The organism is Cytobacillus mangrovibacter (assembly GCF_042865275.1).
GTDB classification, from domain to species: Bacteria; Bacillota; Bacilli; order Bacillales; family Cytobacillaceae; genus Cytobacillus; species Cytobacillus mangrovibacter.
In genome coordinates, this window is sequence record NZ_JBIACJ010000002.1 from 152,726 (window position 1) to 174,865 (window position 22,140).

The window sequence follows — 22,140 nt, forward strand, 5'->3', positions numbered from 1 at the left end:
GGAGCTTTCTTATTCACAATTTTCTATTGTTAAGTCAGTTACAGGCCACCAGGAGAATCCATCCTTTTCTAATAGCTCATCTGACTCTCTCGGTCCCATCGTTCCAGATTCATAGTTCGGGAAGTTTGCTGCTTTTTTATTCTCCCAAACCGCAGAAATTTTATCAACGAAGCTCCAGGAAAGGGCGACTTCATCCCAGTGGGTAAAGTTTGTTGCGTCTCCTCGCATGCAGTCATATAATAGCTTTTCATAGGCTTCAGGCGTATTGATTCCATCGACTTTATTATTAGCGAAATTTAATTTAACAGGTGTTGCCTCGATATTCTGTCCGCTCTTTTTCGCATTTAAATAGAGTGAGATTCCTTCTCCAGGCTGAATGTGGATAACGAGCAAATTAGGGTTTAATGTTTGCTCTGTTTGATAATACAAATTCATCGGAATATCCTTAAATTGAATCACAATCTTTGTTGATTTGGCAGCCATTCTTTTTCCTGTGCGGATGTAAATTGGTACACCTGCCCAACGGAAATTATCGATCAGCAGCTTTCCTGCAACAAATGTTTCCGTATTCGATGAGGGATCAACCATCTGCTCTTCCCGATAAGCAGGAACGGCCTTTTCATTCATCGTGCCTTTATCATATTGTCCGCGAACAAAGTGGTTCTCGACCATTTCTCCTTCTAATGGACGCATCGCACGAAGAACCTTTACTTTCTCGGATCTGATTTCTTCTGTTGTCAGTCGAATTGGCGGTTCCATTGCAAGGAGTGCAACCATTTGAAGCATATGATTCTGCACCATATCCCGGAGTGCGCCGCTTGTTTCATAGTAGCGTCCTCGCTCTTCCACACCGAGTACTTCACTTGATGTAAGCTGGATATTTGAAATGTAGCGATTGTTCCACAGCGGTTCAAAAATCGCATTGGCAAAACGAATGACTTCAATATTTTGGACCATTTCTTTGCCTAAATAATGGTCAATTCGGTAAATTTCATCCTCAGAAAAGGCTTCACGAATTTGTTTATTCAGATGCTTTGCAGATTCTAAGTCATGGCCAAATGGCTTCTCAATAACTAGTCGCTTAAATCCATTCACATCTGTCAGCCCGTCTGCCTTTAAATGCTCGGCAATTGTTCCAAAGAACTCAGGAGCCATTGCTAAGTAAAAGATTCGATTGCCACCTAATTCATAATGACCATCTAAATCTGCTGCCAATTGTTTTAAGGCTAAATAGGAGCTTGAATCTGTGACATCATGTGAATGATAATGAAAGTGGGAAATAAATTCATCGAAATTTCCGCTTGTATCAGAAGCAGATTCAATTGAATCTTTCACGCTTAATTGAAATTCCTCATTTGAGAGTGAACGTCTTGCAACACCCACTACAGCAAATCGTTCAGAGAGCTTGCCTTTTTGATACAGTCGGTAAAGTGACGGGAATAGCTTTCGTTTAGCTAAGTCTCCAGTCGCACCAAAAATCATAATTAATGCCGTTGGTTTTTCATTATGTATCACGTTTCTTGACCCTCTTTTCAACAAGAATTCTTTAATTATAAGGCTATGTTAAATAATCTTGTTGGTGAACAAAGTCGCCATTGGTGTACCCGCTCATTAAGTTATTCATTCGAATAAAACGCATTCGCGTCTACACCAATGGCTCTTTATCAACATCATAGATTAACAAAGCCAATTATAAAAGAATAAAGGAAGATTTTCATCATAAATATCTCGCAAATATAGTTTTTGCGAATACATGCTTCCTATCCAAATGTTTTTAATTAAATATAATATGGTATAGTAAGTACAATCAATATAGCATGTATTCACTTTTTTAGCTTTAAAGGGGAGTTTTGTATGGAAGTATTTTTTTTAGGAACTGGGGCAGGGATGCCGGCAAAGCTGAGAAATGTTACCTCAATTGCTTTGAAATTACTTGAAGAGCGTGGAGCTATCTGGCTTTTTGATTGTGGAGAAGCGACTCAGCATCAAATTTTACATACATCAATTAAACCAAGACGAATTGAAAAAATTTTTATTACACATTTACATGGCGATCATATTTATGGACTCCCGGGCTTATTATCAAGCCGCTCCTTTCAAGGAGGGGAATCGGAGGTTGTCTTATACGGGCCAAAGGGATTAAAGGAATTTATCGATATTTCGCTAGCTATTAGTCAGACCTATCTTAAATACCCGCTGAAAGTTGTTGAAATTGAAGAGGGAATTGTTTTTGAAGATGATGAGTTTATCGTTGAAGCGAAGCTCCTAGAGCATGGGATCCCTTCTTATGGCTATCGAATCGTCGAAAAGGACAGACCTGGCATGCTGTTAGCTGATAAGCTGATGGAGGCAGGAGTGAAACCTGGCCCCCTTTATAAAAAAATTAAAAATGGAGAGCCGATTCAGCTTGAAAACGGAGCTGTGATTGAGCCAGCCGCTTTTCTAGGACCTGTACAAAAGGGACGGATTGTAACAATTCTTGGAGATACGAGAATGTGTGATGCCGCTCTTCAATTAGCTATGGATGCTGATTTACTTATCCACGAAGCTACTTTTGCAAGTGGTGAAGAAGCACTTGCCTATGATTATTTTCATTCAACAACCATTCAAGCGGCGAAAACTGCGCTTGATGCAGGTGCAAAAAAGCTTTGTTTGACCCATATTAGTTCAAGATATGATCGGACTGATTGGATTCGGCTTGTGGAGGAGGCAAAAGGAATTTTTGCAAATACGGTTATCTCGGAAGATTTTAAGGAAATAGCGATTCCAGTTGATAAATAAAACTATTTTCCGATTATTACATTTTTCTTTCAATCTTGTATTGACTTGTCTCCATTTGCATACTATAATCACTTTTAAACCTAAAACATTATATTTATAAAGCTATGAAGAGAATCTATTAAGTCTTATTTCCCTGTTATAGAGAGTCAGTGGCTGGTGAAAACTGATACAAAGATAAGATGAATTTCAGCTTGGAGCTTTTTCTTGTTGTATTTTTATACAGCAAGAACGGAAAATTTTCGTTAACAATGTCGAGTGGAAAGTCACATACTTTCAAAAAGGGTGGTACCGCGTGAGTCAATCACGTCCCTTTTGGATCGTTGTGGCTTTTTTTGTTTTTAGTAAGAAATTTTGGCCAATTTCTGAACGATTCATGTTATTGAAACTAGAGGGGGAGCAGATTATGCAAAATGAACAATGGTCTTCAAAAATTGGCTTTATATTAGCTTCTGCCGGTTCAGCAATTGGACTTGGAGCAATTTGGAAGCTTCCGTATGTAACAGGAAATAGCGGGGGCGGCGCATTTATTCTTTTATTCTTAATTTTTTCCTTGCTTATCGGGTTTCCGCTTTTATTAGGTGAGTTTATTGTTGGGCGCAGTACAGGTAAAGAGGCGATTTCTGCCTACAAGGCGATTGCACCGAAATCCAAATGGCATTGGATCGGTTATTTAGGGGTATTTACATGCTTTCTACTGCTGTCATTTTATAGTGTAATTGGCGGCTGGATTATTAAATATTTGTTTGCAAGTGTTACAGGGGGAATGCCTGCTGAAGCAGATGGATATGTAGCATTTTTTAATGAATCAGTTGCGAATCCTCTTGAAGTTATTATTTTCCAAGCAATCTTTTTAATCATCACTATTGTTGTTGTTGCTAGAGGTGTGCAGCAAGGAATTGAACAAATTAGCAAAATCATGATGCCTGCTTTATTTTTATTATTTATCGTTCTAATTGTCCGTTCCTTAACATTAGAGGGGGCAATGGCTGGAGTTGCGTTCTTCTTAAAGCCTGATTTCTCAAGCTTAACCTCTGAAAGTGTGCTTTATGCGATGGGGCAATCGTTCTTCTCATTGAGTGTAGGGGTTTCTGTGATGGTCACATATAGCTCTTATTTATCCAAAAAGGAAAGCCTCCTGCAGCCAGCGATATCCATTGTGGTGATGAATCTATTCATTTCTATCCTAGCTGGACTGGCGATTTTCCCAGCTGTGTTTTCATTAGGGTTTGAACCAGAAGGTGGACCTGGATTATTATTTATTGTTCTGCCATCTGTTTTTGATCAAATCGTTTTTGGAAAAGTATTTTTATTGATATTCCTTTCCTTATTTTTATTCGCAACGCTCACATCCGCTTTTTCAATGCTTGAAATTGTCGTGGCAGCATTGATGACTAAGAAGGGAAAAGGGAGAGGCCGAATGGCTTGGCTAATTGGTGCAGCAATTTTCCTAGTCGGCATCCCTTCTGCTTTATCTTTTAGTACACTATCTGACATCTTGATTTTTGGAAAAGATATTTTTAATAGTGCTGATTTTCTAGTTAGTAATATTTTGATGCCGATGGGCGCGTTGCTCATCTCGATTTTCGTATCTTTTAAAATGAAGAAGGATCTGTTAAGAAGTGAACTGATTCAAGGGAAGAAAAGTTTGAACTTTATTTTTACAGTGTGGTTCTTCCTGATGAGATATGTCATTCCTTTTGTCATTTTTATTGTTTTCATTGATGCTTTGGGTCTTATTTAAACTTAAAGTAAAAGGATGGACATATAAGCGTCCATCCTTTTTATTACCTATACAAGCCATCCGCGTTCATATTGCTTCGGTGATTCGATGTTGACACCAAGCTCTTTCGCTGCTGTTCGCGGCCAGTAGGGGTCACGCAAAAGTTCACGAGCTAGGAAAATGAAATCGGCCCGTTCATTTTGGAGGATCTCTTCTGCATGCAGCGGTGCTGTAATCAAGCCAACCGCACCAGTCGGGATGCCGACTTCCTCTTTAATTTTTTCAGAGAATTTCACTTGATAGCCAGGGAATGTATGAATTCTAGCTGGGACAACTGCACCAGAGCTAACATCAATCAGATCGATGCCTTGTTCTTTCATCCATTTGCCAAATTGTACATAATCCTCGGCGGTTAAGCCTTCCTCATGATAATCATGGGCAGAAACGCGGACAAATAGCGGGCCATCCCATACTGTTTTCACCGCTTCAATGACTTCACGCAAGAAACGGTAACGATTTTCAGCAGAGCCGCCGTATTCGTCTGTCCGATGATTAGAAAGAGGGGACAGGAATTCATTTATTAAATAGCCATGCGCCCCATGAATCTCAATAATATCGAAACCAGCTTTTTTCGCTCTTACTGCTCCTTGCTTGAATGCTTCAATCGTTTCCTGAATTTCCTCTCCTGTCATTTCTTTCGGCTGTTTCATTTTCTCATTGAAGGCTAGAGCTGATGGGGCAAGGATTTCCCCTTCAAGTACTGCTTTCCTTCCAGCATGGGCAAGCTGAATGCCTGTTGTTGCTCCATGTTCCTTCATTAAATCAGTCAGTTCCTTTAATCCGGCAATATGATCATCGCTCCAGATTCCTAAGTCATTCGGGGATATCCGACCTTGTGGTGTGACTGCTGTTGCTTCTAGAATAATTAGTCCGACTTGACCGACTGCTCGGCTTGTATAATGAGTCTTGTGCCAATTCTCGACTATGCCGTCCTCGTTTTGACACGAGTACATGCACATCGGCGCCATGACAATCCGATTTTTTATGGTTGTATTTTTTATTGTAAAAGGGGTAAATAGTTTTGCTTCCATTCGAGAAAACCTCCTCTTATGTATGTATTCTTTCTCTAGTATAGCAATCGTTTCTTAAAATGAAAAAGAACTAGCTTCATTTTTCACGTAATTCACTTAAACGGTATTTCGTTCCCCTCCACATGATCCCACCTCTTTTAAATGTTAAAAAGCATGCGCGGATGATGGAATAAATAAAGATAAGCGCTGTTAACGGGAATAAAAGAAAGAGTAAAGGGGAGAAGCTTGTCATCTTTTTGATGATGAATGTATAGACAGTCGCTAACAGGAGGATGTTTGCTGTACTTAAAATGACATGGTCGTAGGAAAACAATGTGAAGAAAGGAAGGACTTGTGAAATAAACACACCAGCTATCGCAAACAAAACCATACTAATCCGATAATGAAGTCCAGCAAATGTATTTTTCTCAAGACCAATTAATGCTTCTTTCAAGCTGCCATACCATTCCACTTCAAGCAAATTCATTGCAGTAACGATTCGCTGCTTTAGCCCCATCTGCTTTATTTTCTTTCCGAGCATTAGATCATCGTCTGGGCGCATTTTAATTGCTTCATGGGTTCCGATAGCATGGTAGGCATTGCTGGTTACCAGATTGAAAGCGCCGATGCCCATTCCTGTTTTTGAACGTGGCCTGTTTGCCATCCACGGACGTTTGTAGTAAGAAAAGCCAAACATGAAAAAAGCAATAAAGGACTGGAGAAGGATGCTTCTGCCATATAAATTAGGAGCCGCAGTTAAGTGATCAAGCTTATTTTTTGTAAAATAGCTGATCGCCTTGCCAATGGCTTGTTTTTGGAATTGAACGTCTGCATCTGTAAATAAGAGGAGATCCCCGTTCGCTTTTTGTGTGCCCATATAAAGCGCATAATTTTTTCCGAGCCAAGCTTTAGGGAGCTCCTCAATATGAATAACCTTGATTCGCTCATCTTTTTCCTTCAATGCATCCATAATCTTTCCTGTTTTGTCCGTAGAGCGATCATTTACTAAAATCCATTCGATGTTTTTATACTGTTGATTCAGTTGGCTAATGATACTGCTTTCAATATCTTTTTCTTCATTTCGGGCTGCAACAATAATCGAAAGCAGCGGTCCGTCTGTTTGTTCAGATTCCTTTTCAAGTCGGTCTAATTTTCTAAAGCCTGCACTCGCATCAATTAGAACCGCTATCCAAACAAGTAAGCTCAATAAAAGTAAAGCGGTTAGCATGAGGGCACTTCCTTATCTAAAATAGCATTTACAAATATAGTGTGATTTTTGTAAAAATAAAATGAGTATTTTCAAAAATAAAGCAGCGATTGCAAATATAATCAGCTAAACTTCCATCCCTGCACGAATATGATCGCCGAGGCGCTTGGATTGGGCGGTTGCTTCTTTAATACAATCGATAAAGGCGTGCTGTACACGATAGGTTTCCAGAACCTTCAGTCCCGCTTCTGTTGTTCCGCCAGGACTTGTTACTTCCTTTCGAAGCTGCTCAGGCTCTTTCGTTGATTTAGATAGCATTTCTGCTGCACCTAGCAGTGTTTGTACGATGAGCTCCTTCGCCACCTTTTTCTCAAGCCCGATGTCGATTGCGCTTTTTTCCATTGCTTCTGCTAGATAGTAGATATAGGCTGGGCCGCTTCCTGACAAACCAGTGACAGCATCAAGCTGCTCTTCTTCGACGATTGCTGTTACGCCAACAGTTGCGAACATTTTTGCTACAAGCTTCATTTGTTCCGCTGATACTTTCTGATTAATCGCGAGAGCGGTAGCTGATTTTCCGACTGCTGCTGATGTATTTGGCATAGCCCTCACAATGGCCAATGATTGTCCGGCAAGCATTTCAATACTATTCATCGATACGCCAGCCAATACGGAAATAATAAGCATTTCCTCTGTTAAGTATTTCTTAATATGCACAATTGCCTCAGCCGCATCCTTTGGCTTCATCGCTAATATGATGAGGTTGGCATCTTGAAAAAGTTCATCTAAATCATAGGTGGTTTGCACATCATATTGCTTTTGCAACGATGTTAATTTTTCATGATCTGTTTTATTTGTAACCCATATTTGCCTGCCGTCCATTAGTTTATTTTTTACAATGCCGGCGATTAAAGCCTCTGCCATGGAGCCTGCACCAATGACTGCTAATTTTTCCATTTTGTATTCCTCCTATGTGAATGAATTTGGGTAAACAAAAAAGCCCTTCCATCCTGTAAAGGACGAAAGGACTAAGCTTCTCGCGGTACCACCTTCAATTACCTTTTCCATAAAATCATAAAAAGGCATCTCGATTCCGTTAACGCCGGAAAACACGTTTAGGTTTGCCTAACCGCTCATAAGGTAGGTTCAATGGTCAAGTGGACGGTGAAGCCTTTCAGCCTGGTTGAGCTTCACTCTCTTTCGTCTTTTTCCATTTACTGGTCTTATTCATCGCATATTTTCATTCTTAAGATATTAATAGTGATTATGCAGGGGGATAAGCTTGGTTGTCAAGGGTTAAATATAATGAAAATTCATTATTTTAGTTAATAAAGGGGAAATCTGATCCAATCGTTTATCAAGTTTGTCTCAAAGTATAAATAGTTGGTGGAAATGACTGTATTCCGATTGTGTAAGAATGATTTCTGGACAATCCTCATATGGATAAAAGTATCCTTTTTGTTTGAAAATATGGGGTGATTATCATGTTTGCTAGAATGGTTGCTTTGGTGATTGGAAGCCTGCTGCTTGGGATTGGCATTAACGGCTTCTTAGTTCCGCATCATTTACTGGACGGGGGAATTATCGGACTTGCCCTTATTTTGCATTATTATTTTGATTTTCAGGCGGGGCTGTGGTCGGCATTGTTAAGTATCCCGCTAATTATCTATGCATGGGTAAAAGATAGGGCCCAGTTTCATGGCAGTGTTTATGGGATGATTATGACAGCCGTTTTTATTGATGTACTGGCCCCCTATCAATTTTCCTTTCCGATTTGGGCAAGTGCTATTTTGGGAGGAGCTATTTGTGGAATAGGTGTCGGCTTGATGCTCCGTTATAAGACAAGTACTGGGGGCACTGATTTGATTGCTTATTTCATCGCTAAGTCAACCACATGGAGGATTGGGCTAATAATTGCTTCAATGGATGTATTGATCGTCTTAATAGGATATCAAACATTAGGACTTCAAAGCGTTGTGTTTTCAAGCATCACTATTTTAACTGCTGGTGTCCTGGCGAATATTTGTTATGAAGGATTCTAAGGGGAATCGCTTAATAATTTCTTATGGGAGGGCTCCAGGTAAATTCCAGGAGCTTTTTTCAATCAGAACTATTAATAGCTTATAAGTAACAATTACACTGCTGTCATTTTATTCACGTATGATGCCTACTACTGATTAATTATGTGAAAATAATGACAATTAATCAAAAGAGAGTTACACTTATTTATATAAACGAAAGATAGCAAAAATATATGGAGATAATTCTATCTAAATATAGTATTTAAAGGAGTTGGAAAAATGGCAGAGTGGAAAGATGGCGTGGCTAAAATCGTCCTCCCGACCCCTTTTCCGGTCGGTGATGTAAATGTATATGCTGTAAAGGGAGAAAGGCTGACGCTTGTTGATGTTGGACCAAAGACAAATGAGGCGTGGGAGGCATTGACCGAGCAGCTGGAAGATTTAGGATTAACCCCTCATGATATTGAACAGGTTGTGCTGACTCATCATCATCCTGATCATGCTGGGCTTTTGGATTATTTTTCGCCGGCATTGGAAGTGTATGGACACCGTTTTAATCAGAGATGGTTATCTCGTACGGATGAGTTTTTAGAGGCGCATGACCAATTTTATCATCAGCTTTTTCGTGAATTTGGCATTCCAGAAAAATATTTGCCGTTCATTGGAGCATTGAAAAAAACGCTGCGTTTTGCATGCGACCGCTCGCTAACTGGTGAATTGGCAGAAGGGGATACACCTCTTGGTCTTGAAGAGTGGAGAGTTATTGAAACACCAGGGCATGCCCAGAGCCATATCGGTCTCTTGCGGGAAAAGGATGGTGTATATATTGGCGGAGATCATTTGCTTGCTCATATCTCGCCCAATCCTTTATTAGAACCTCCCTTACCAGGGAAAACGGAGCGGCCGAAACCCCAATTGCAATACAATGAATCATTAAGAAAGCTTTCGACGCTTCCAATTCAGCTTGTTTATTCGGGCCATGGCGAAGAAATTTATCAGGTGAATGAATTAATTGAAAAAAGACTGGCTCGCCAGCATGACAGAGCCTTGCATGTAAGAAAATGGCTTGAGACAGAATCCCTTACTGTATTTGAAATATGCCGTCGCCTGTTTCCAACCGTCTATGAAAAGGAGCTCTCTCTAACGATTTCTGAAACAATCGCCCAGCTTGATTATTTGCATGCAATCGGGGAAATTAATGTAAATAGAGAGGGAAAGGCATTTCTGTATTATGTTTAATTCTGATATAGATAGTAATAAATAAGTAGTTTTTTCGAATCGCCTTATCTATACTCAGGAAGTGAGGTGACTACATGTCTGATCGTTTAAAAAATAAAAATATTATCATCACAGGTGCATCAGGAGGAATTGGGGCAGAAATGGCTGCACTTTGTGCGCAAAGCGGGGCTAATCTCGTGCTGCTGGCTCGAAATCTTGAGAAACTCAATGCTTTAAAGGCTGATTTGGAAAATCGATTTCACGTTCAAGTAGACGTACATAAACTTGATGTTTCTAATACAGATGATGTGAAGGCTGTTTTTTCACAAGTACTGGCTAAGCTTGATCATGTCGATGTCCTTGTGAATAATGCTGGCTTCGGAATTTTCCGAGAGGCTCATGAGGCAAAGATAGATGAAATAAAAGGAATGTTTGATGTCAATGTTGTCGGCCTGATGGCTTGTACAAGTATGGTACTGCCAAAAATGAGGCTGCAGAAGAGCGGACATATCATAAATATTGCTTCTCAGGCTGGAAAAATTGCTACGCCAAAATCGAGTGTATATTCCGCAACAAAGCATGCGGTTCTTGGTTACACAAACAGCCTTCGGATGGAGCTTGCGCGCTCGAATGTTTATGTAACAGCTGTGAATCCCGGGCCGATAGAAACAGACTTTTTTACCATTGCAGATGAAAAAGGCACATATGTTAAAAATGTACAGAAATTTATGTTAAAACCCGCGTATGTAGCAAAAAAAGTGGTTGATGCCATGCTTACTCCAACTAGAGAAATTAATCTGCCGCGCTGGATGAATGCAGGAAGCATTGTCTATGCTCTGTTTCCCCGTCTATTCGAACGAATCGGCCGGAGGGCATTTGATCAGAAATAGCGGTTAATTTAAGTGATTTTCAAGTGGGATCTCGCAATAGAATTCGCTTGAACTGTGGAATATTTTGGTCTATGGGACAAAACCCTTTGGAGTAAAAGAAAATTGTCCTATAGAAAGGTTCTATTGGACAAAAACAGATGGGAAATTGAGAAATAGTCTCATAGAAGAGGTCTATGAGACTAAATTAAGCGGAGATTCAATGAAAAAGTCCCATAGAAGAGCTCTATGGGACAAAACCAGCTGGAAAGTGAAACAAGCAGTCTCATAGAATAAAATCAGGCGTATCGTGTTTCTACATACCTTCAGCAGCAGTCATAGGGCTGCCGCTTTTCTTTTCTCACCATTCAAATGTTTCTCTAGGATTCTCAATTTTATGATCTGGCTGCCTTGTGGGATAGGCAGCTTTTGCTTCTTGAATGATAGCCGGTTATTTAAAAAAAGATTGCACTGAGAAGGAATTTTATTAATTGGAAGAGAATTGGAATGCGAATGGTTATTAAAGTTTTGGGGGGATGATGGTGGATTGTAGAAAGGTTAAAAAAATCTTTAGAGTTGTCGGTTTGAAGGGTAGTGGAGCTTATGCAAATTTTGGTACCGAAGTTCCAAAACTTGCTCAGCACTTTCTAACTCGTTTAGGTGAGGTTGAAAATCATTCGGGTACTGAGATCGCTCTTTTTGAACCTAAAAGGGATACTACCCAGCAGGAGGGGAACTATTATGTAGGAATAATTGTTCATGAGGTTCTAAAAGAAGTCCCATTAGCGATGCATTATTTCGAAACTTCTCAAGCCTATGTCACGACTAGGGGGAAAATGATTAATCTCGTTAACCTGCATAACCATTTATTAAAATGGACAGCTGATCAGGGGTATAAAAGGGATTTAGCATCTTATATTGTTGAGACCTATCATCCAATGGAAAATGGTGAGGAGGAAGTGGAGATTTATTTACCAATTCATCTATAGATCCAGTTGCCTTAAAACCATTATGATGGTTTTTCTTTTTAAGCAAAAGCTAGATGGTGGAATAAAGAGGAGGAAGATTCAGGTATGATAAATCATTCGGATTTGAAGCATCTGAAACGTTGTATTGAACTTGCAAAGACTGCTTTGGAGCTTGGTGACGAGCCATTCGGTTCAGTTCTAGTTTCAGCCAATGGGGACGTGCTTGTAGAAGATCATAACCATGTTGCAGGTGGTGACCATACCCAACACCCGGAATTTGCTTTGGCACGCTGGGCAGCCGTGAACATGACACCTGACGAAAGAGGCAAGGCGACAGTATATACCTCAGGCGAGCATTGCCCGATGTGCGCCGCTGCTCACGGCTGGGTTGGTTTAGGTCGGATCGTTTATGCAAGTTCGTCCGAACAACTTGTACAATGGCTGAGTGAAATGGGGGTTCATAAATCGCGTGTTCGTAATCTTCCGATCCAAGAAGTGATTCGTGATACAGCAATCGACGGCCCTGTTCCTGAACTCGCAGAGCAAGTTCGCCAACTCCATCGCCAGTTTTACGAGAAGAGACGTTGAGCATACTGCGTTCTTTGGTTTAAATGAGGAAGATAAAACATAAGGCATTTAAATACTAATAGATAGCTCTCTTACAAGATATAAGAGAGCTATTTTGTCATTTATTCAAAAAAATTATTTTGGGATCAAGTGAATTTATCTTCATCTTTAAAAATTTCCTCATCATCTTCGCTCCATTTATTTATCATTCCCCATCGAAAATGAAATGTCCCCCTGTCCTTTTTCCAATCTTTCTTATATATAAAGGATGAAAAGCAGTGAACAAATGGAAGACGCCAAATTGACCAGGTTGCTTCTGGAAATAAGTCACCCTGCTTTAAAAGATTGGAGGAATCGCTTTGAGCAAATTATTAATCAATGAAAGTCCCATTATGATTATTCCCTCATTAGCATTGAAGATTGGGGTAAATGAAGCGGTCGTGCTGCAGCAGATTCATTATTGGCTTATGAAAAGTTCACATGTGATGGAAGGGAGGAAGTGGATCTATAACACATATAAGGAGTGGCAAATGCAGCTGCCGTTTTGGTCGGAGAGTACCATTAAACGGGCAATTAAAGCATTGGAGCGGCAAGGTTATCTTGTTTCCGGCAATTTTAATCGTTCAAAAATGGACCAGACGAAGTGGTACAGCATTGATTATGAGCGGCTTGCTGAGCTCGATAGGGAGAAAGAGGGCACTATTGGACAGCCGCCAGCTCAAACTGAGCTGTTCAATCTCTCAGAATGCGATGGCGAACAGGCAAGCTTGACCAGAGCAATACCAGAGATTACTACAGAGACTACAACAGAGAGAAATGCTCCTCCTTTTTCTGAAGTGATTCAATACCTAAATGAAAAAACACATGCCTCCTATAAACCGAGAACAAAGAAGACACAGGACCTGATTCGGGCTAGATGGAATGAAGGCTTTACCTTTGCTGATTTTAAAAGAGTAATTGATTTGAAGACAGCCGAATGGCTTGGGGATCCACATTGGAATAAATACCTTCGACCGGAAACATTGTTTGGGACGAAATTCGAATCGTATTTGAACCAGAAGTCACGAAAGAAAAAATGGAATGAGGAGGACTTTGATTTAGATGACTAAGCGAGAGACGTTTACCTTACTGGCATTAATTGCGGTGTATTACGAGCAGTTTGAATGTACCCAACAAAAGATTGATTCATGGTTTCTTGTTTTGAAAGACTATCCTCTCGCTCAGATAGAGGACAATCTTCTTGCCTATGTCGCTAAATCGGCTTATCCGCCCAAGTTATCTGAGCTGATTCTGAAACCAGCTGGTACGTCAAGGGTCATCCCGAATTGTGATGGGACTGACGATCTTTTAACAGTCGAACAACAGCCTGCAAGTGAAAAAGTCATTCAAGCGGAGCTTCGCAACATGAGGGAGATTTTAGGCATAAAAAGGGAGGAGACATCATGCCTTACTATAATCTAGAAGCAGAAGAAGCTTTGGTTGGTGCCTTCTTTTTAGATAAAGATTTAGTGAATGAATGCACGATTCGACCGGAACAGCTATACACGAAAAAGCTGCAGCTGCTTTTAAAAGCCATTCAGCAGCTTGCGGAAAAAGGAAAGCCGGTTGATGTCATTTCTGTTATAGAGGAAATCGGGTATGAGCAAATCGAGAACATCGGCGGCATTAGTTACATTACAGACCTTGCCTGCAGTGTTCCTACAACAGCGAATTTTCAATTTTACCAAGAAATCGTCAAAGAGTATGATCAAAAAAGAAAAGCGATCAAAATTGCCTCTAGAATTAAAAATGAGGTACTGCACGGCGAAATGGAGTCCGTATTGCGGGAGGGAATTCACGACCTCATGCAAATTGAGGATCATTTGGTGGATGAAGACCTTGGTGATATTATGCCTTCGTTAGTCGCCTTATATCGTGACTGTGAGAAGGATCTTGGGGATATTACAGGTGTCCCATCTGGATTTAAAAAACTGGATCAGCTAACAGGCGGGTTTCAGACATCAGACCTTATTATTGTTGGGGCAAGGCCAAGTGTGGGGAAAACGGCATTTGCTTTAAACATTGCCTTACATGCAGCAGAAAAGGATATAGTTCTGATGTTTTCACTGGAAATGTCCAAACTTCAGCTAGTAAAAAGAGCAGCAAGCTATATTGGAAATATTCATTCGATGAAAATGCGAAATCCGTTGCGGTTATTTGCTAATGAAGATTGGACAAGGTTTTCTTTTGCCATTGGGAAATTATCAAAGAAACACTTTTACCCAATCGATAAGGCGGGGATGGATATCCATTATATCTACTCTAAAGTCCGGAAGGCAAAAAGGGAGTGTAAGGATGAGAAGCGGATCGTTGTCATCATAGATTATTTGCAATTAATCACTGGCAATCCGAGGCACCAAAGCAATCGGCAAGCTGAAATCAGTGAGATTAGCCGCATGCTGAAACAGATGGCAAGGGAACTGGACGTCGTTGTTATTGCCCTTTCCCAGCTAAGCCGTGGGGTCGAGAGCAGGCAAGATAAGCACCCGATGCTTTCCGACCTAAGGGAAAGCGGGCAAATTGAACAGGATGCCGATGTCATTGCTTTTCTCTACCGGGATGACTACTATCACCAAGATTCGAAAAAGAAAAACACCATTGAAGTGATTCTAGCAAAACAGCGAAACGGCCCGATCGGAACGGTAGAACTTGGATTTATGAAGGAAACAGGGTGTTTTAGTGATCGGTGACGAGGGACTAGTTAGATTGGGGGGAAATCGTGAAAATTATTAATACAGTTCCATATTTTATAGAATACTACAACCCTTCAGAACAGTTTTTAAAAGAAGGAATATCAGTGAAAAGGGCAAATGAAAAGTTATTATCAAGATTATTGGGAGGAAATAAACTCATGGAAATTAATCTTATAGGCACTCAAAGAGGTGCCTTTTTGCATGGCAGAATATGCCTCTGATTACGCAGAACTAATTACAGCAAGATTTGGAAAGTCCTTTTAAACCTATGATGTTATCTTTTTATCATTAATAAAAATTTATACCTTAGACTGGAGGAGTATAAAAGACAAAATGGGTATTAACAATCTGAATCAATGGGGTGATTTTTTATTGGTACGTATATGTGATAGGCTGAATCAAGATTGTGAATATTCTCAAAAACTTGAATAAGTTCAATATTAGAATTCTCCGCTTCTTGTTTTGAAATTTTTAAAAATCTAGCAAAGTCAGATATAAATACATCTCCTATTTCAAGTAAATCACCAAAATATTTGAATTTAGCACAAAAGATTTGTGGTACATCAATGGTAAAGTAATAGGGTTTATCAATCTGAATATCATGTGGAATCCCAAACAAAACTTTGAATCGAGTTGAATTAGGTTGACAGTTTGAATAGATGACATAACAGGATCCATTGATGGCTTTATCTATGTTGTTTAAAAGCATTTTGGAATGAGAGCGAATTTTTGCCTTATAATCTTCAGTCGCTAAATCAACTTCAAATGCAATCCCGCATACGCGAACAGCTTTAAATTCTTTAATAGTAAAATCGGTGACAATATCACCATTGATGTTTTTTATCGGTCTTTTAACCACAGATGGAATTGTCGCTTGAGGTATCGTCTCATTTTTTTCCCTGAGTATGCTTGGTGCTATACCGTATTGGCGTTTAAAAGCACGGGTGAAGGACGATGGAGTTCCAAAGTTAAGTTGATACGCAATATCTGTTAAGGATAGGTCTTCGTTTTGAATTAATTTTACGGACGCATTTAATCTTCTAGATAGTAAGTATTGGTTTAATGAACAACCCATCATTGCCGAAAAAAGTCTATGAAAATAGTATTTAGAGAGGTTGAATCTACTTGCAACAGAATCCAATGATAGTGATTCCTCTATATTATTCTCAATGTAGATTAAAGCCTGTTCAATTACCTCATAATGTTCCATCTTATCACCTTATACTAAGTTTTTTTCTTTAAATTTTCTAATTAGTTTAACATATGAAAGTTAGAAAGTAATGATGATTTTTTTGAGGGAGGTAAACACATGAACAACAAGCACATAAAAGAGGTAAATAAATGGAAAGTCACAGGAGCGGGTCTTATCCGGTGGTTAGGCTTATTTGCAATAATGGCAGGAATACTATACATCGTCATTCAATTCATCCATCCATCAGATAATATTACATCAGTCAACTCAAGCAAATGGGTAATGGTTGCGTGCTTGACCATGGCTATGTCCCTCTTCAGCTTGATAGGAATTATAGGGATATATACTAAACAAGTGGAAGAGACTGGTTGGCTTGGTCTAATCGGATTTGTAATCTTTAGTCTGTTTTGGTTAGTATCAATGACTTTTAGTTTCAATGAAGCATTTGTTTTGCCGTTACTCACCAATGATGCTCCTAAATTTGTGGAGGGTATATTAGGACTCTTTGGTGGAAACAAAAGCGAGGTTAATCTTGGGATTTTCACAGGATTAGTGCCGATAGCGGGAGTGCTCTATATGCTTGGCGGACTCTTACTGGGTATTGCGACTTTTCGTGCTAAAGTCTTGCCACGCTTGGCGGGTGCCTTGCTTTCCTTCGCTGCTGTAGTGACTCTCGCTGCTGCAATCATTCCTCACCCGTTTGATCGGATATTGGCGATACCGATGGGATTAGCATTCATTTGGATGGGATATGTTGTTTGGTCGGCTGGGAGAAATCAAGGCTTTCATTAAAGGGATTTTAATGAAGCAACGAAAAAAGCCAATTTCTCAATTTAATGAGAAATTGGCTTTTTATTAATATTGAAATATTCTTAACGTTGTAATCAGGTATCCCGTTATTGTTAGCAGTTAAACCTAAATTATTTTAGAATCGAGTTTTTATAATCGGGCACGATTCTATAAGTGATGGCTTATGTTATAGAGCCATTTAGTCAATACGGAGAGTAATTATATTTTATAGATTTGGAGGTGGAGAATATGGGGATGGGTGCCAATTATATACGTATTTCAACTGATTTTCTAAACTTTATTCAAAGTGGAGGATATGAATAAATATGATATTTATCCATTGGACGGAGAATGGACAGAAGAAGATAAGGATTACCTAGTGGAGAATTTTGAATCATTAGTTGAATTTTATCGTTTAACTGCTAACAAAGTAGAAGCGATATTGTTGTTTATTTCTTGATATTAGTTGAGAGAATATTTAGGTTCATATTCCAGAATGGGGCCAGATTGTTGAACAAGATCAAAGTATCTAGATTAAAAAGGGAAAACAAATGAAAAAGCTTGAAAAGATTTATAATTTTTTTAATAAATTAGACCGCTAGATACCGAGTAATCTTTAACTTAAATTCTAATAATGGAATAAAAAGAAAAATTCCTTCTTTCAATATAAAAGTAGGAATTTTTGTCGTTTTAATATACTTAGGGTTGCTCAAAAGACTAGTTCAGCATAGTGAAATTTAAAAAAGAGACCCCCAATATAAATCCCCGTTTACTATGCGTTAGCCAGACATTTTTGATTGATTGCTTAAAGGATTCGAGCGCATAACCAATGTAAACCAGACGGAAAACCCAAGATAAACGAATGTCAAAATAACGAATATGAAATGAAACTGCTCCGCCAACTGCCGGATTAAGGCAAATAAGACAACGATGAAATGTATCAGATTTCCTAATACGACAGGTTTGTTATAGATGCCGCCGATCCGGGCAGAACGTGTAAACCAGTTCAACATTGCGAACCCTAAATACAGTCCTCCGATGATCTGCAGAAGAATCAGAGTAATGGGTGAAGGGTCAATCCCTAATATTATTAAAATTTCTTCGGGAATAAAGGTTCCTGCCAACCCCAACAACCCCATCATCACGGCACTACTACTCAAAAGCCATTTTGTTTTCATGTGGTTTCCCCTTTTTATCTAATATTGGAATTTTCTAAACAGCATCCAGAGAATTCTAAACAAGGCATGTGTTAGCTTCAAATCGCAATAACCCACGAGTACAGTCCTAAGTAGTTTAACAGGCTATCGTTAAATTAACCTTTATATAACCTCTGATAGGTAATTTATTATATTCGACGAAACCCCACTTATTACCTTTAAGCAAGAGCTAGCTTTAACAATAGTTGTTCCACAAAAGGGCGTGATTGTGGAGCAACACAAATAGAAAACAATCAAACTTTTTAAATAGCCTAAACTTAAATTTACTGGTAACAATTTATTTTAATCAAACTTTATTTTAAAGCATCAAAGGGAAGTAAAACCATAACCATTCAATTACAAATCACTTCATTGAATAAAAGTCTAGTAAGCAATAGTCTCTTCTTAATAGCTAATAAAGAAGAGACTATTTAGTACTGCCTCCCAATCATAGCGAAGATTGAGAGGTCAGCAGGTTATCTATGGTTTTTACAGCGTGGAGGCAATGAATCGTTTCGAATACAGCCAATTGAATCGTCCAATCACGGTGTTAATCTATGAATGTCTCGCGGAAAAGCATTTGCCTCCCGAACGTTCATTAATCCAAGAAGTTTTGCAGTTAAACGTTCTAGTCCAATAGCAAAACCTCCGTGCGGTGGAACACCATACTTGAATGTGTTTAAATAATTTTCGAAGTGTTCTTCGTTAAGTCCTTTTTCTTTGAATGATTGTGTAAGCATTTCATATTCGTGAATTCGTTCCCCGCCAGATGTGATTTCGAGCCCTTTAAATAAAAGGTCAAATGACTTCGTTAATCCGTTTTCCGAAGGCATTGTATACATAGGTCTATTTTCTTTCGGGTACATTGTTATAAAGACAAATTCACTTCCTGTTGTCTCTTTTATATAGTTTGCAATCAGTTTTTCACCCTCAGAATTCAGGTCACCCTCTGGCATGTCTTTTTTATAACGATTCTTTAAAATCTCTCTTGCTTCATCTACTGTCAATTTTGGAATATCTGTAATAGTGGGTACTTCAATTCCTAAAAGTTTCAATTCGGTTTCATTTTTTTCTTTTATCTTTGCGAACATATATTTTAAAACGTCCGTTTCAAGTTCCATTAATTCTGTAAAATCTTCAATAAAACCCATTTCAACATCCAAAGAAATATATTCATTTAAATGTCTTGATGAATTGTGTTCTTCTGCCCGGTAAACAGATCCAATTTCAAATACACACTCAAGACCTGAAGCCACCATCATCTGTTTGTAAAATTGGGGTGATTGTGCAAGAAATGCTTCTTTCCCAAAATAATCTAATTTAAACACATTGGCGCCACCCTCCGCACCTTGAGAAACAAGTTTCGGTGTGAAGATTCGGATAAACCCCATGTTTGTTAAATACTCACGAAATGCTTCTTCAAGAGTTGCCTTTATTTTAAAGATTGAAGCTATTTTTTCATGACGAAGTGATAATACCCGATGATTTAAAAGGTTCTCAAGTCCTGTGTTTACCTCTTTTTTATTTACTTCGAAAGGCAGTAAAGTATTTTTGTTTATCACCTTCACGGAACTTGTTAGCAGTTCAACGCCAAGTGATGTTTGCTTTGTTGAAACAACTTCTCCGATCACTTCTATAACACTTTCTGTTTCGATACTAAACCCAGCAAGTTCGCCTTCTAATACACATTGCAATTCACCCGTTCGCTCTCTTATAACTAGAAAACTGATGTTTCCAAGATGCCTTACCTTTTTTGCCCAGCCTTGTACTTTTACCGTCTCGCCAACTTTTTTTGCACACTCTTTGGCGAGTGTACGTTTTAGATTTGTATACATGATTTTCCCTCCAAAATGTTTAAACTTTTGATCTCTTTTATCATCATCGTCATCCACGGACACTCACCTCCTTAAAATAAAAAAGCTCCCGCCCCTGACAATTTGTCAGGGACGAGAGCTTATATCTCGCGGTACCACCCTAATTGCTGCATACACAGCCACCTTGAAGCTTTTTAACGGCAGCGAACCGTTTATCCCTACTTTTTTTTCAGGATAACACTCACAGATGTCTTTCAATCATTATTCAACACAATCTTTTCAGCTGCCGATTGCTCTCTTTCGTTAAAGGGAATGATTTACTGTTTCTGCTCATCGTTTTATGAATATTTTAAAAATATTATAGCTATACTTCTTTGTATTTTCAACAAAATTATTATAACTTTCAAAATATCTAAGGTAATTCTTTTTTAAAAGAATTTTTGTTTCACTTAAGCAAGCATGACGAAACCCCTCCTGAATTTGTGCTTTCAGGAGGAGCCTTTATTAAAAAATGGGAAAATGAGGATTAGTGACAATCCTTTTCAAACCAAATATAATTTCCTTAGTTTACAAAAGGAGAACAGACAACTTTGAATACACAAGAAATTTTGCCTAAAGATTTGATTTACCATAAAGAGAAACTTTATTTTTGGATTGTTTGTCTAATTAGTGTCATTTCCTATATCTTTTTCTGTTTATCTATTATCGGATTGCCTATTATTTTGTTCTTGTTTTTGCTGTCTTTTTTGCTGAATGGAATAGCAATTGGACGAATCCGGACGAATGCAGTTAAGCTTTCCCCAGCCCAGTTCCCAGAAATTTATTCTAAAGTAGAAGAGTTATGCCAGAAAATGGAGTTGGGAAAGGTTCCGGATGTGTATGTTATGCAGTCAGGTGGGATGCTGAATGCATTTGCAACCCGCTTTTTTGGCAAGAATATGGTCATCGTTTATTCCGAGATATTTGATTTGATTGAAAATGAATTGGAAGATGAGCTTTATTTTGTCCTGGCCCATGAACTTGCCCATATTAAACGAAAACATATTGGAAAAATGGTGTTTATCCTGCCTTCCATGTGGATACCTGGTGTCGCAGAGACTTACTTGCGTGCCTGCGAATATACTTGTGATCGGTATGCGGCTTATTATAGCGGCAATTTGGGATCATCAAAAAACAGCTTGATGATGCTGGCCATCGGAAAAAAACTAGTTTATCGGACGGACCAGTCGGAGTATATCAAACAAATCAATCAAGAAAAAGGATTCTTTATCTGGCTAAGCGAATTTGTCTCGACGCATCCGCCACTTCCTAAACGGATTCATGCGCTTGAGACGTATTTTACTGAGTCGGAGAATCCTATCATTCTTCTTAAAAGGAATAATTGGGTATATGGTTTCATTGCTTTAATCGGATTTGGAATGTTTTTTGGCGGTCTCTATTATGGATTGAGTGACCTGAATCCCTTTACTCCTTATGAGGAGTTTGAGGATGATTATGTAGAAGCAGTACCTGACACTCCTCCAATTATCCAAGCCGTCATCAATAGAGATCAGGAAATGGCAGAGAAATTGGCTAAAGCTGATAAAGACATCGATATCGAGGACTATAATAGCTATACAGCAATGGATTGGGCTATAAAAGCAGGGGACAGTGAAATGGTAAAAATTCTGCTTGAAAACGGTGCGAATCCAAATAATGAATCAAGTTATATGATGACACCACTGATGACTGCTGCTACAAAAGGACGAGCAGACATCATTAAAACGCTTCATTCAGCGGGAGCAGAGATTAATTACCAAGATTCGGAAAGCAGCATGACGGCATTAATGTATGCAGCACAAGGGGAAAATGAGGAAACGATTAAAGTTTTGCTCCAGCTAGGGGCAGATCCGAATCTTATGGATTACTCAAATATGACCGCATATATGTATGCAATTGAAATGGGTTATGAGAATGTCGCAAAATTATTAGAACCTAGAAAATGATGTATATTTATAAA

Annotated in this window: 21 protein-coding genes and 2 other annotated features; of the genes, 14 read left to right on the top strand and 7 right to left on the bottom strand. The window is 38.9% G+C overall.

Translation table 11 applies throughout. From position 1 onward, the window contains the following. Positions 1 to 9: 9 nt before the first annotated feature. Positions 10 to 1,482, bottom strand: a complete 1,473-nt coding sequence (gene zwf / locus ACFYKT_RS04085; protein ID WP_389217021.1) for a glucose-6-phosphate dehydrogenase — start codon at positions 1,480 to 1,482, stop codon at positions 10 to 12. Positions 1,483 to 1,854: 372 nt separating this feature from the next. Here zwf and rnz point away from each other — a divergent pair, with 372 nt between their 5' ends. Together rnz and ACFYKT_RS04095 are read left to right on the top strand one after the other, a co-directional pair. After that, a complete protein-coding gene (gene rnz, locus ACFYKT_RS04090; RefSeq protein ID WP_389215831.1) occupies positions 1,855 to 2,781 on the top strand; it encodes a ribonuclease Z in 927 nt (308 codons plus the stop codon). Positions 2,782 to 2,876: 95 nt separating this feature from the next. Continuing rightward, positions 2,877 to 3,095: a binding site (T-box leader), on the top strand. 86 nt (positions 3,096 to 3,181) lie between these two features. Continuing rightward, on the top strand, positions 3,182 to 4,522 hold the full coding sequence (locus ACFYKT_RS04095; RefSeq protein ID WP_389217024.1) for a sodium-dependent transporter: 1,341 nt from the start codon (positions 3,182 to 3,184) through the stop codon (positions 4,520 to 4,522). 47 nt (positions 4,523 to 4,569) lie between these two features. Here ACFYKT_RS04095 and namA read toward each other — a convergent pair whose 3' ends face one another. From namA to proC, 3 genes are all read right to left on the bottom strand, one after another. Further along, a complete protein-coding gene (gene namA / locus ACFYKT_RS04100) occupies positions 4,570 to 5,592 on the bottom strand; it encodes an NADPH dehydrogenase NamA (protein WP_389215834.1) in 1,023 nt (340 codons plus the stop codon). Between the two features lie 76 nt (positions 5,593 to 5,668). Continuing rightward, on the bottom strand, positions 5,669 to 6,799 hold the full coding sequence (locus tag ACFYKT_RS04105; protein ID WP_389215837.1) for a glycosyltransferase: 1,131 nt from the start codon (positions 6,797 to 6,799) through the stop codon (positions 5,669 to 5,671). A 105-nt stretch (positions 6,800 to 6,904) separates the two neighbouring features. Further along, positions 6,905 to 7,735: a pyrroline-5-carboxylate reductase gene (gene proC, locus ACFYKT_RS04110; protein ID WP_389215840.1), complete on the bottom strand. Its 831-nt coding sequence runs from the start codon at positions 7,733 to 7,735 to the stop codon at positions 6,905 to 6,907. A 527-nt stretch (positions 7,736 to 8,262) separates the two neighbouring features. On the opposite strand from proC, the gene ACFYKT_RS04115 reads away from it, so the two are divergent. The 9 genes from ACFYKT_RS04115 (at position 8,263) to ACFYKT_RS04155 (ending at position 15,371) form a co-directional block, all read left to right on the top strand. Next, positions 8,263 to 8,820: a YitT family protein gene (locus tag ACFYKT_RS04115; RefSeq protein ID WP_389215843.1), complete on the top strand. Its 558-nt coding sequence runs from the start codon at positions 8,263 to 8,265 to the stop codon at positions 8,818 to 8,820. 258 nt (positions 8,821 to 9,078) lie between these two features. Further along, positions 9,079 to 10,038 carry an MBL fold metallo-hydrolase gene (locus tag ACFYKT_RS04120; protein WP_389215846.1) on the top strand — a complete coding sequence of 320 codons (960 nt, stop codon included), beginning with the start codon at positions 9,079 to 9,081 and terminating at the stop codon, positions 10,036 to 10,038. A gap of 74 nt (positions 10,039 to 10,112) precedes the next feature. After that, entirely contained in the window at positions 10,113 to 10,907 is a 795-nt protein-coding gene (locus tag ACFYKT_RS04125; protein WP_389215849.1) for an SDR family NAD(P)-dependent oxidoreductase, read from the top strand. A 518-nt stretch (positions 10,908 to 11,425) separates the two neighbouring features. After that, entirely contained in the window at positions 11,426 to 11,872 is a 447-nt protein-coding gene (locus tag ACFYKT_RS04130; protein WP_389215852.1) for a GyrI-like domain-containing protein, read from the top strand. 84 nt (positions 11,873 to 11,956) lie between these two features. Continuing rightward, positions 11,957 to 12,439, top strand: coding sequence for a nucleoside deaminase (locus ACFYKT_RS04135; protein ID WP_389215855.1), 483 nt, complete (start codon positions 11,957 to 11,959; stop codon positions 12,437 to 12,439). Between the two features lie 338 nt (positions 12,440 to 12,777). Next, a complete protein-coding gene (locus ACFYKT_RS04140; protein WP_389215858.1) occupies positions 12,778 to 13,527 on the top strand; it encodes a conserved phage C-terminal domain-containing protein in 750 nt (249 codons plus the stop codon). After that, positions 13,520 to 13,879 (top strand): hypothetical protein, encoded by a 360-nt coding sequence (locus ACFYKT_RS04145; protein ID WP_389215861.1) that lies wholly within the window; start codon positions 13,520 to 13,522, stop codon positions 13,877 to 13,879. Before ACFYKT_RS04140 ends, ACFYKT_RS04145 begins: the two co-directional genes overlap by 8 nt. After that, positions 13,861 to 15,147, top strand: a complete 1,287-nt coding sequence (gene dnaB / locus ACFYKT_RS04150; RefSeq protein WP_389215864.1) for a replicative DNA helicase — start codon at positions 13,861 to 13,863, stop codon at positions 15,145 to 15,147. The genes ACFYKT_RS04145 and dnaB overlap by 19 nt, the downstream gene beginning before the upstream one ends. 29 nt (positions 15,148 to 15,176) lie before the next feature. Continuing rightward, complete coding sequence (locus tag ACFYKT_RS04155) at positions 15,177 to 15,371, top strand: hypothetical protein (RefSeq protein WP_389215867.1); 195 nt, start codon at positions 15,177 to 15,179, stop codon at positions 15,369 to 15,371. A gap of 119 nt (positions 15,372 to 15,490) precedes the next feature. Here ACFYKT_RS04155 and ACFYKT_RS04160 read toward each other — a convergent pair whose 3' ends face one another. Further along, a complete protein-coding gene (locus ACFYKT_RS04160) occupies positions 15,491 to 16,360 on the bottom strand; it encodes a helix-turn-helix domain-containing protein (RefSeq protein WP_389215870.1) in 870 nt (289 codons plus the stop codon). A 99-nt stretch (positions 16,361 to 16,459) separates the two neighbouring features. Between ACFYKT_RS04160 and ACFYKT_RS04165 the strand changes: the two genes are divergently transcribed. Continuing rightward, positions 16,460 to 17,134: a hypothetical protein gene (locus tag ACFYKT_RS04165; protein ID WP_389215873.1), complete on the top strand. Its 675-nt coding sequence runs from the start codon at positions 16,460 to 16,462 to the stop codon at positions 17,132 to 17,134. 304 nt (positions 17,135 to 17,438) lie between these two features. Further along, positions 17,439 to 17,591 carry a DUF1877 family protein gene (locus ACFYKT_RS04170; RefSeq protein WP_389215875.1) on the top strand — a complete coding sequence of 51 codons (153 nt, stop codon included), beginning with the start codon at positions 17,439 to 17,441 and terminating at the stop codon, positions 17,589 to 17,591. A gap of 319 nt (positions 17,592 to 17,910) precedes the next feature. Here the strand turns inward: ACFYKT_RS04170 and ACFYKT_RS04175 are convergent, their stop codons facing one another. Continuing rightward, positions 17,911 to 18,309 (bottom strand): multidrug DMT transporter permease, encoded by a 399-nt coding sequence (locus ACFYKT_RS04175; protein WP_389215878.1) that lies wholly within the window; start codon positions 18,307 to 18,309, stop codon positions 17,911 to 17,913. A gap of 560 nt (positions 18,310 to 18,869) precedes the next feature. Further along, positions 18,870 to 20,162, bottom strand: a complete 1,293-nt coding sequence (aspS, locus tag ACFYKT_RS04180; RefSeq protein ID WP_389217027.1) for an aspartate--tRNA(Asn) ligase — start codon at positions 20,160 to 20,162, stop codon at positions 18,870 to 18,872. Positions 20,163 to 20,266: 104 nt separating this feature from the next. After that, positions 20,267 to 20,484, bottom strand: a binding site (T-box leader). Between the two features lie 247 nt (positions 20,485 to 20,731). On the opposite strand from aspS, the gene ACFYKT_RS04185 reads away from it, so the two are divergent. Further along, positions 20,732 to 22,126 (top strand): M48 family metallopeptidase, encoded by a 1,395-nt coding sequence (locus ACFYKT_RS04185; RefSeq protein WP_389215881.1) that lies wholly within the window; start codon positions 20,732 to 20,734, stop codon positions 22,124 to 22,126. Positions 22,127 to 22,140: the final 14 nt, after the last annotated feature.

Bases quoted from the DNA above. Each gene is read 5' to 3' on its own strand.
- zwf (WP_389217021.1), bottom strand. From the start codon at position 1,482: ATGATTTTTGGTGCGACTGGAGACTTAGCTAAACGAAAGCTATTCCCG.
- rnz (WP_389215831.1), top strand. From the start codon at position 1,855: ATGGAAGTATTTTTTTTAGGAACTGGGGCAGGGATGCCGGCAAAGCTG.
- namA (WP_389215834.1), bottom strand. From the start codon at position 5,592: ATGGAAGCAAAACTATTTACCCCTTTTACAATAAAAAATACAACCATA.
- ACFYKT_RS04105 (WP_389215837.1), bottom strand. From the start codon at position 6,799: ATGCTAACCGCTTTACTTTTATTGAGCTTACTTGTTTGGATAGCGGTT.
- proC (WP_389215840.1), bottom strand. From the start codon at position 7,735: ATGGAAAAATTAGCAGTCATTGGTGCAGGCTCCATGGCAGAGGCTTTA.
- ACFYKT_RS04115 (WP_389215843.1), top strand. From the start codon at position 8,263: ATGTTTGCTAGAATGGTTGCTTTGGTGATTGGAAGCCTGCTGCTTGGG.
- ACFYKT_RS04120 (WP_389215846.1), top strand. From the start codon at position 9,079: ATGGCAGAGTGGAAAGATGGCGTGGCTAAAATCGTCCTCCCGACCCCT.
- ACFYKT_RS04125 (WP_389215849.1), top strand. From the start codon at position 10,113: ATGTCTGATCGTTTAAAAAATAAAAATATTATCATCACAGGTGCATCA.
- ACFYKT_RS04135 (WP_389215855.1), top strand. From the start codon at position 11,957: ATGATAAATCATTCGGATTTGAAGCATCTGAAACGTTGTATTGAACTT.
- ACFYKT_RS04145 (WP_389215861.1), top strand. From the start codon at position 13,520: ATGACTAAGCGAGAGACGTTTACCTTACTGGCATTAATTGCGGTGTAT.
- dnaB (WP_389215864.1), top strand. From the start codon at position 13,861: ATGCCTTACTATAATCTAGAAGCAGAAGAAGCTTTGGTTGGTGCCTTC.
- ACFYKT_RS04160 (WP_389215870.1), bottom strand. From the start codon at position 16,360: ATGGAACATTATGAGGTAATTGAACAGGCTTTAATCTACATTGAGAAT.
- ACFYKT_RS04165 (WP_389215873.1), top strand. From the start codon at position 16,460: ATGAACAACAAGCACATAAAAGAGGTAAATAAATGGAAAGTCACAGGA.
- ACFYKT_RS04175 (WP_389215878.1), bottom strand. From the start codon at position 18,309: ATGAAAACAAAATGGCTTTTGAGTAGTAGTGCCGTGATGATGGGGTTG.
- aspS (WP_389217027.1), bottom strand. From the start codon at position 20,162: ATGTATACAAATCTAAAACGTACACTCGCCAAAGAGTGTGCAAAAAAA.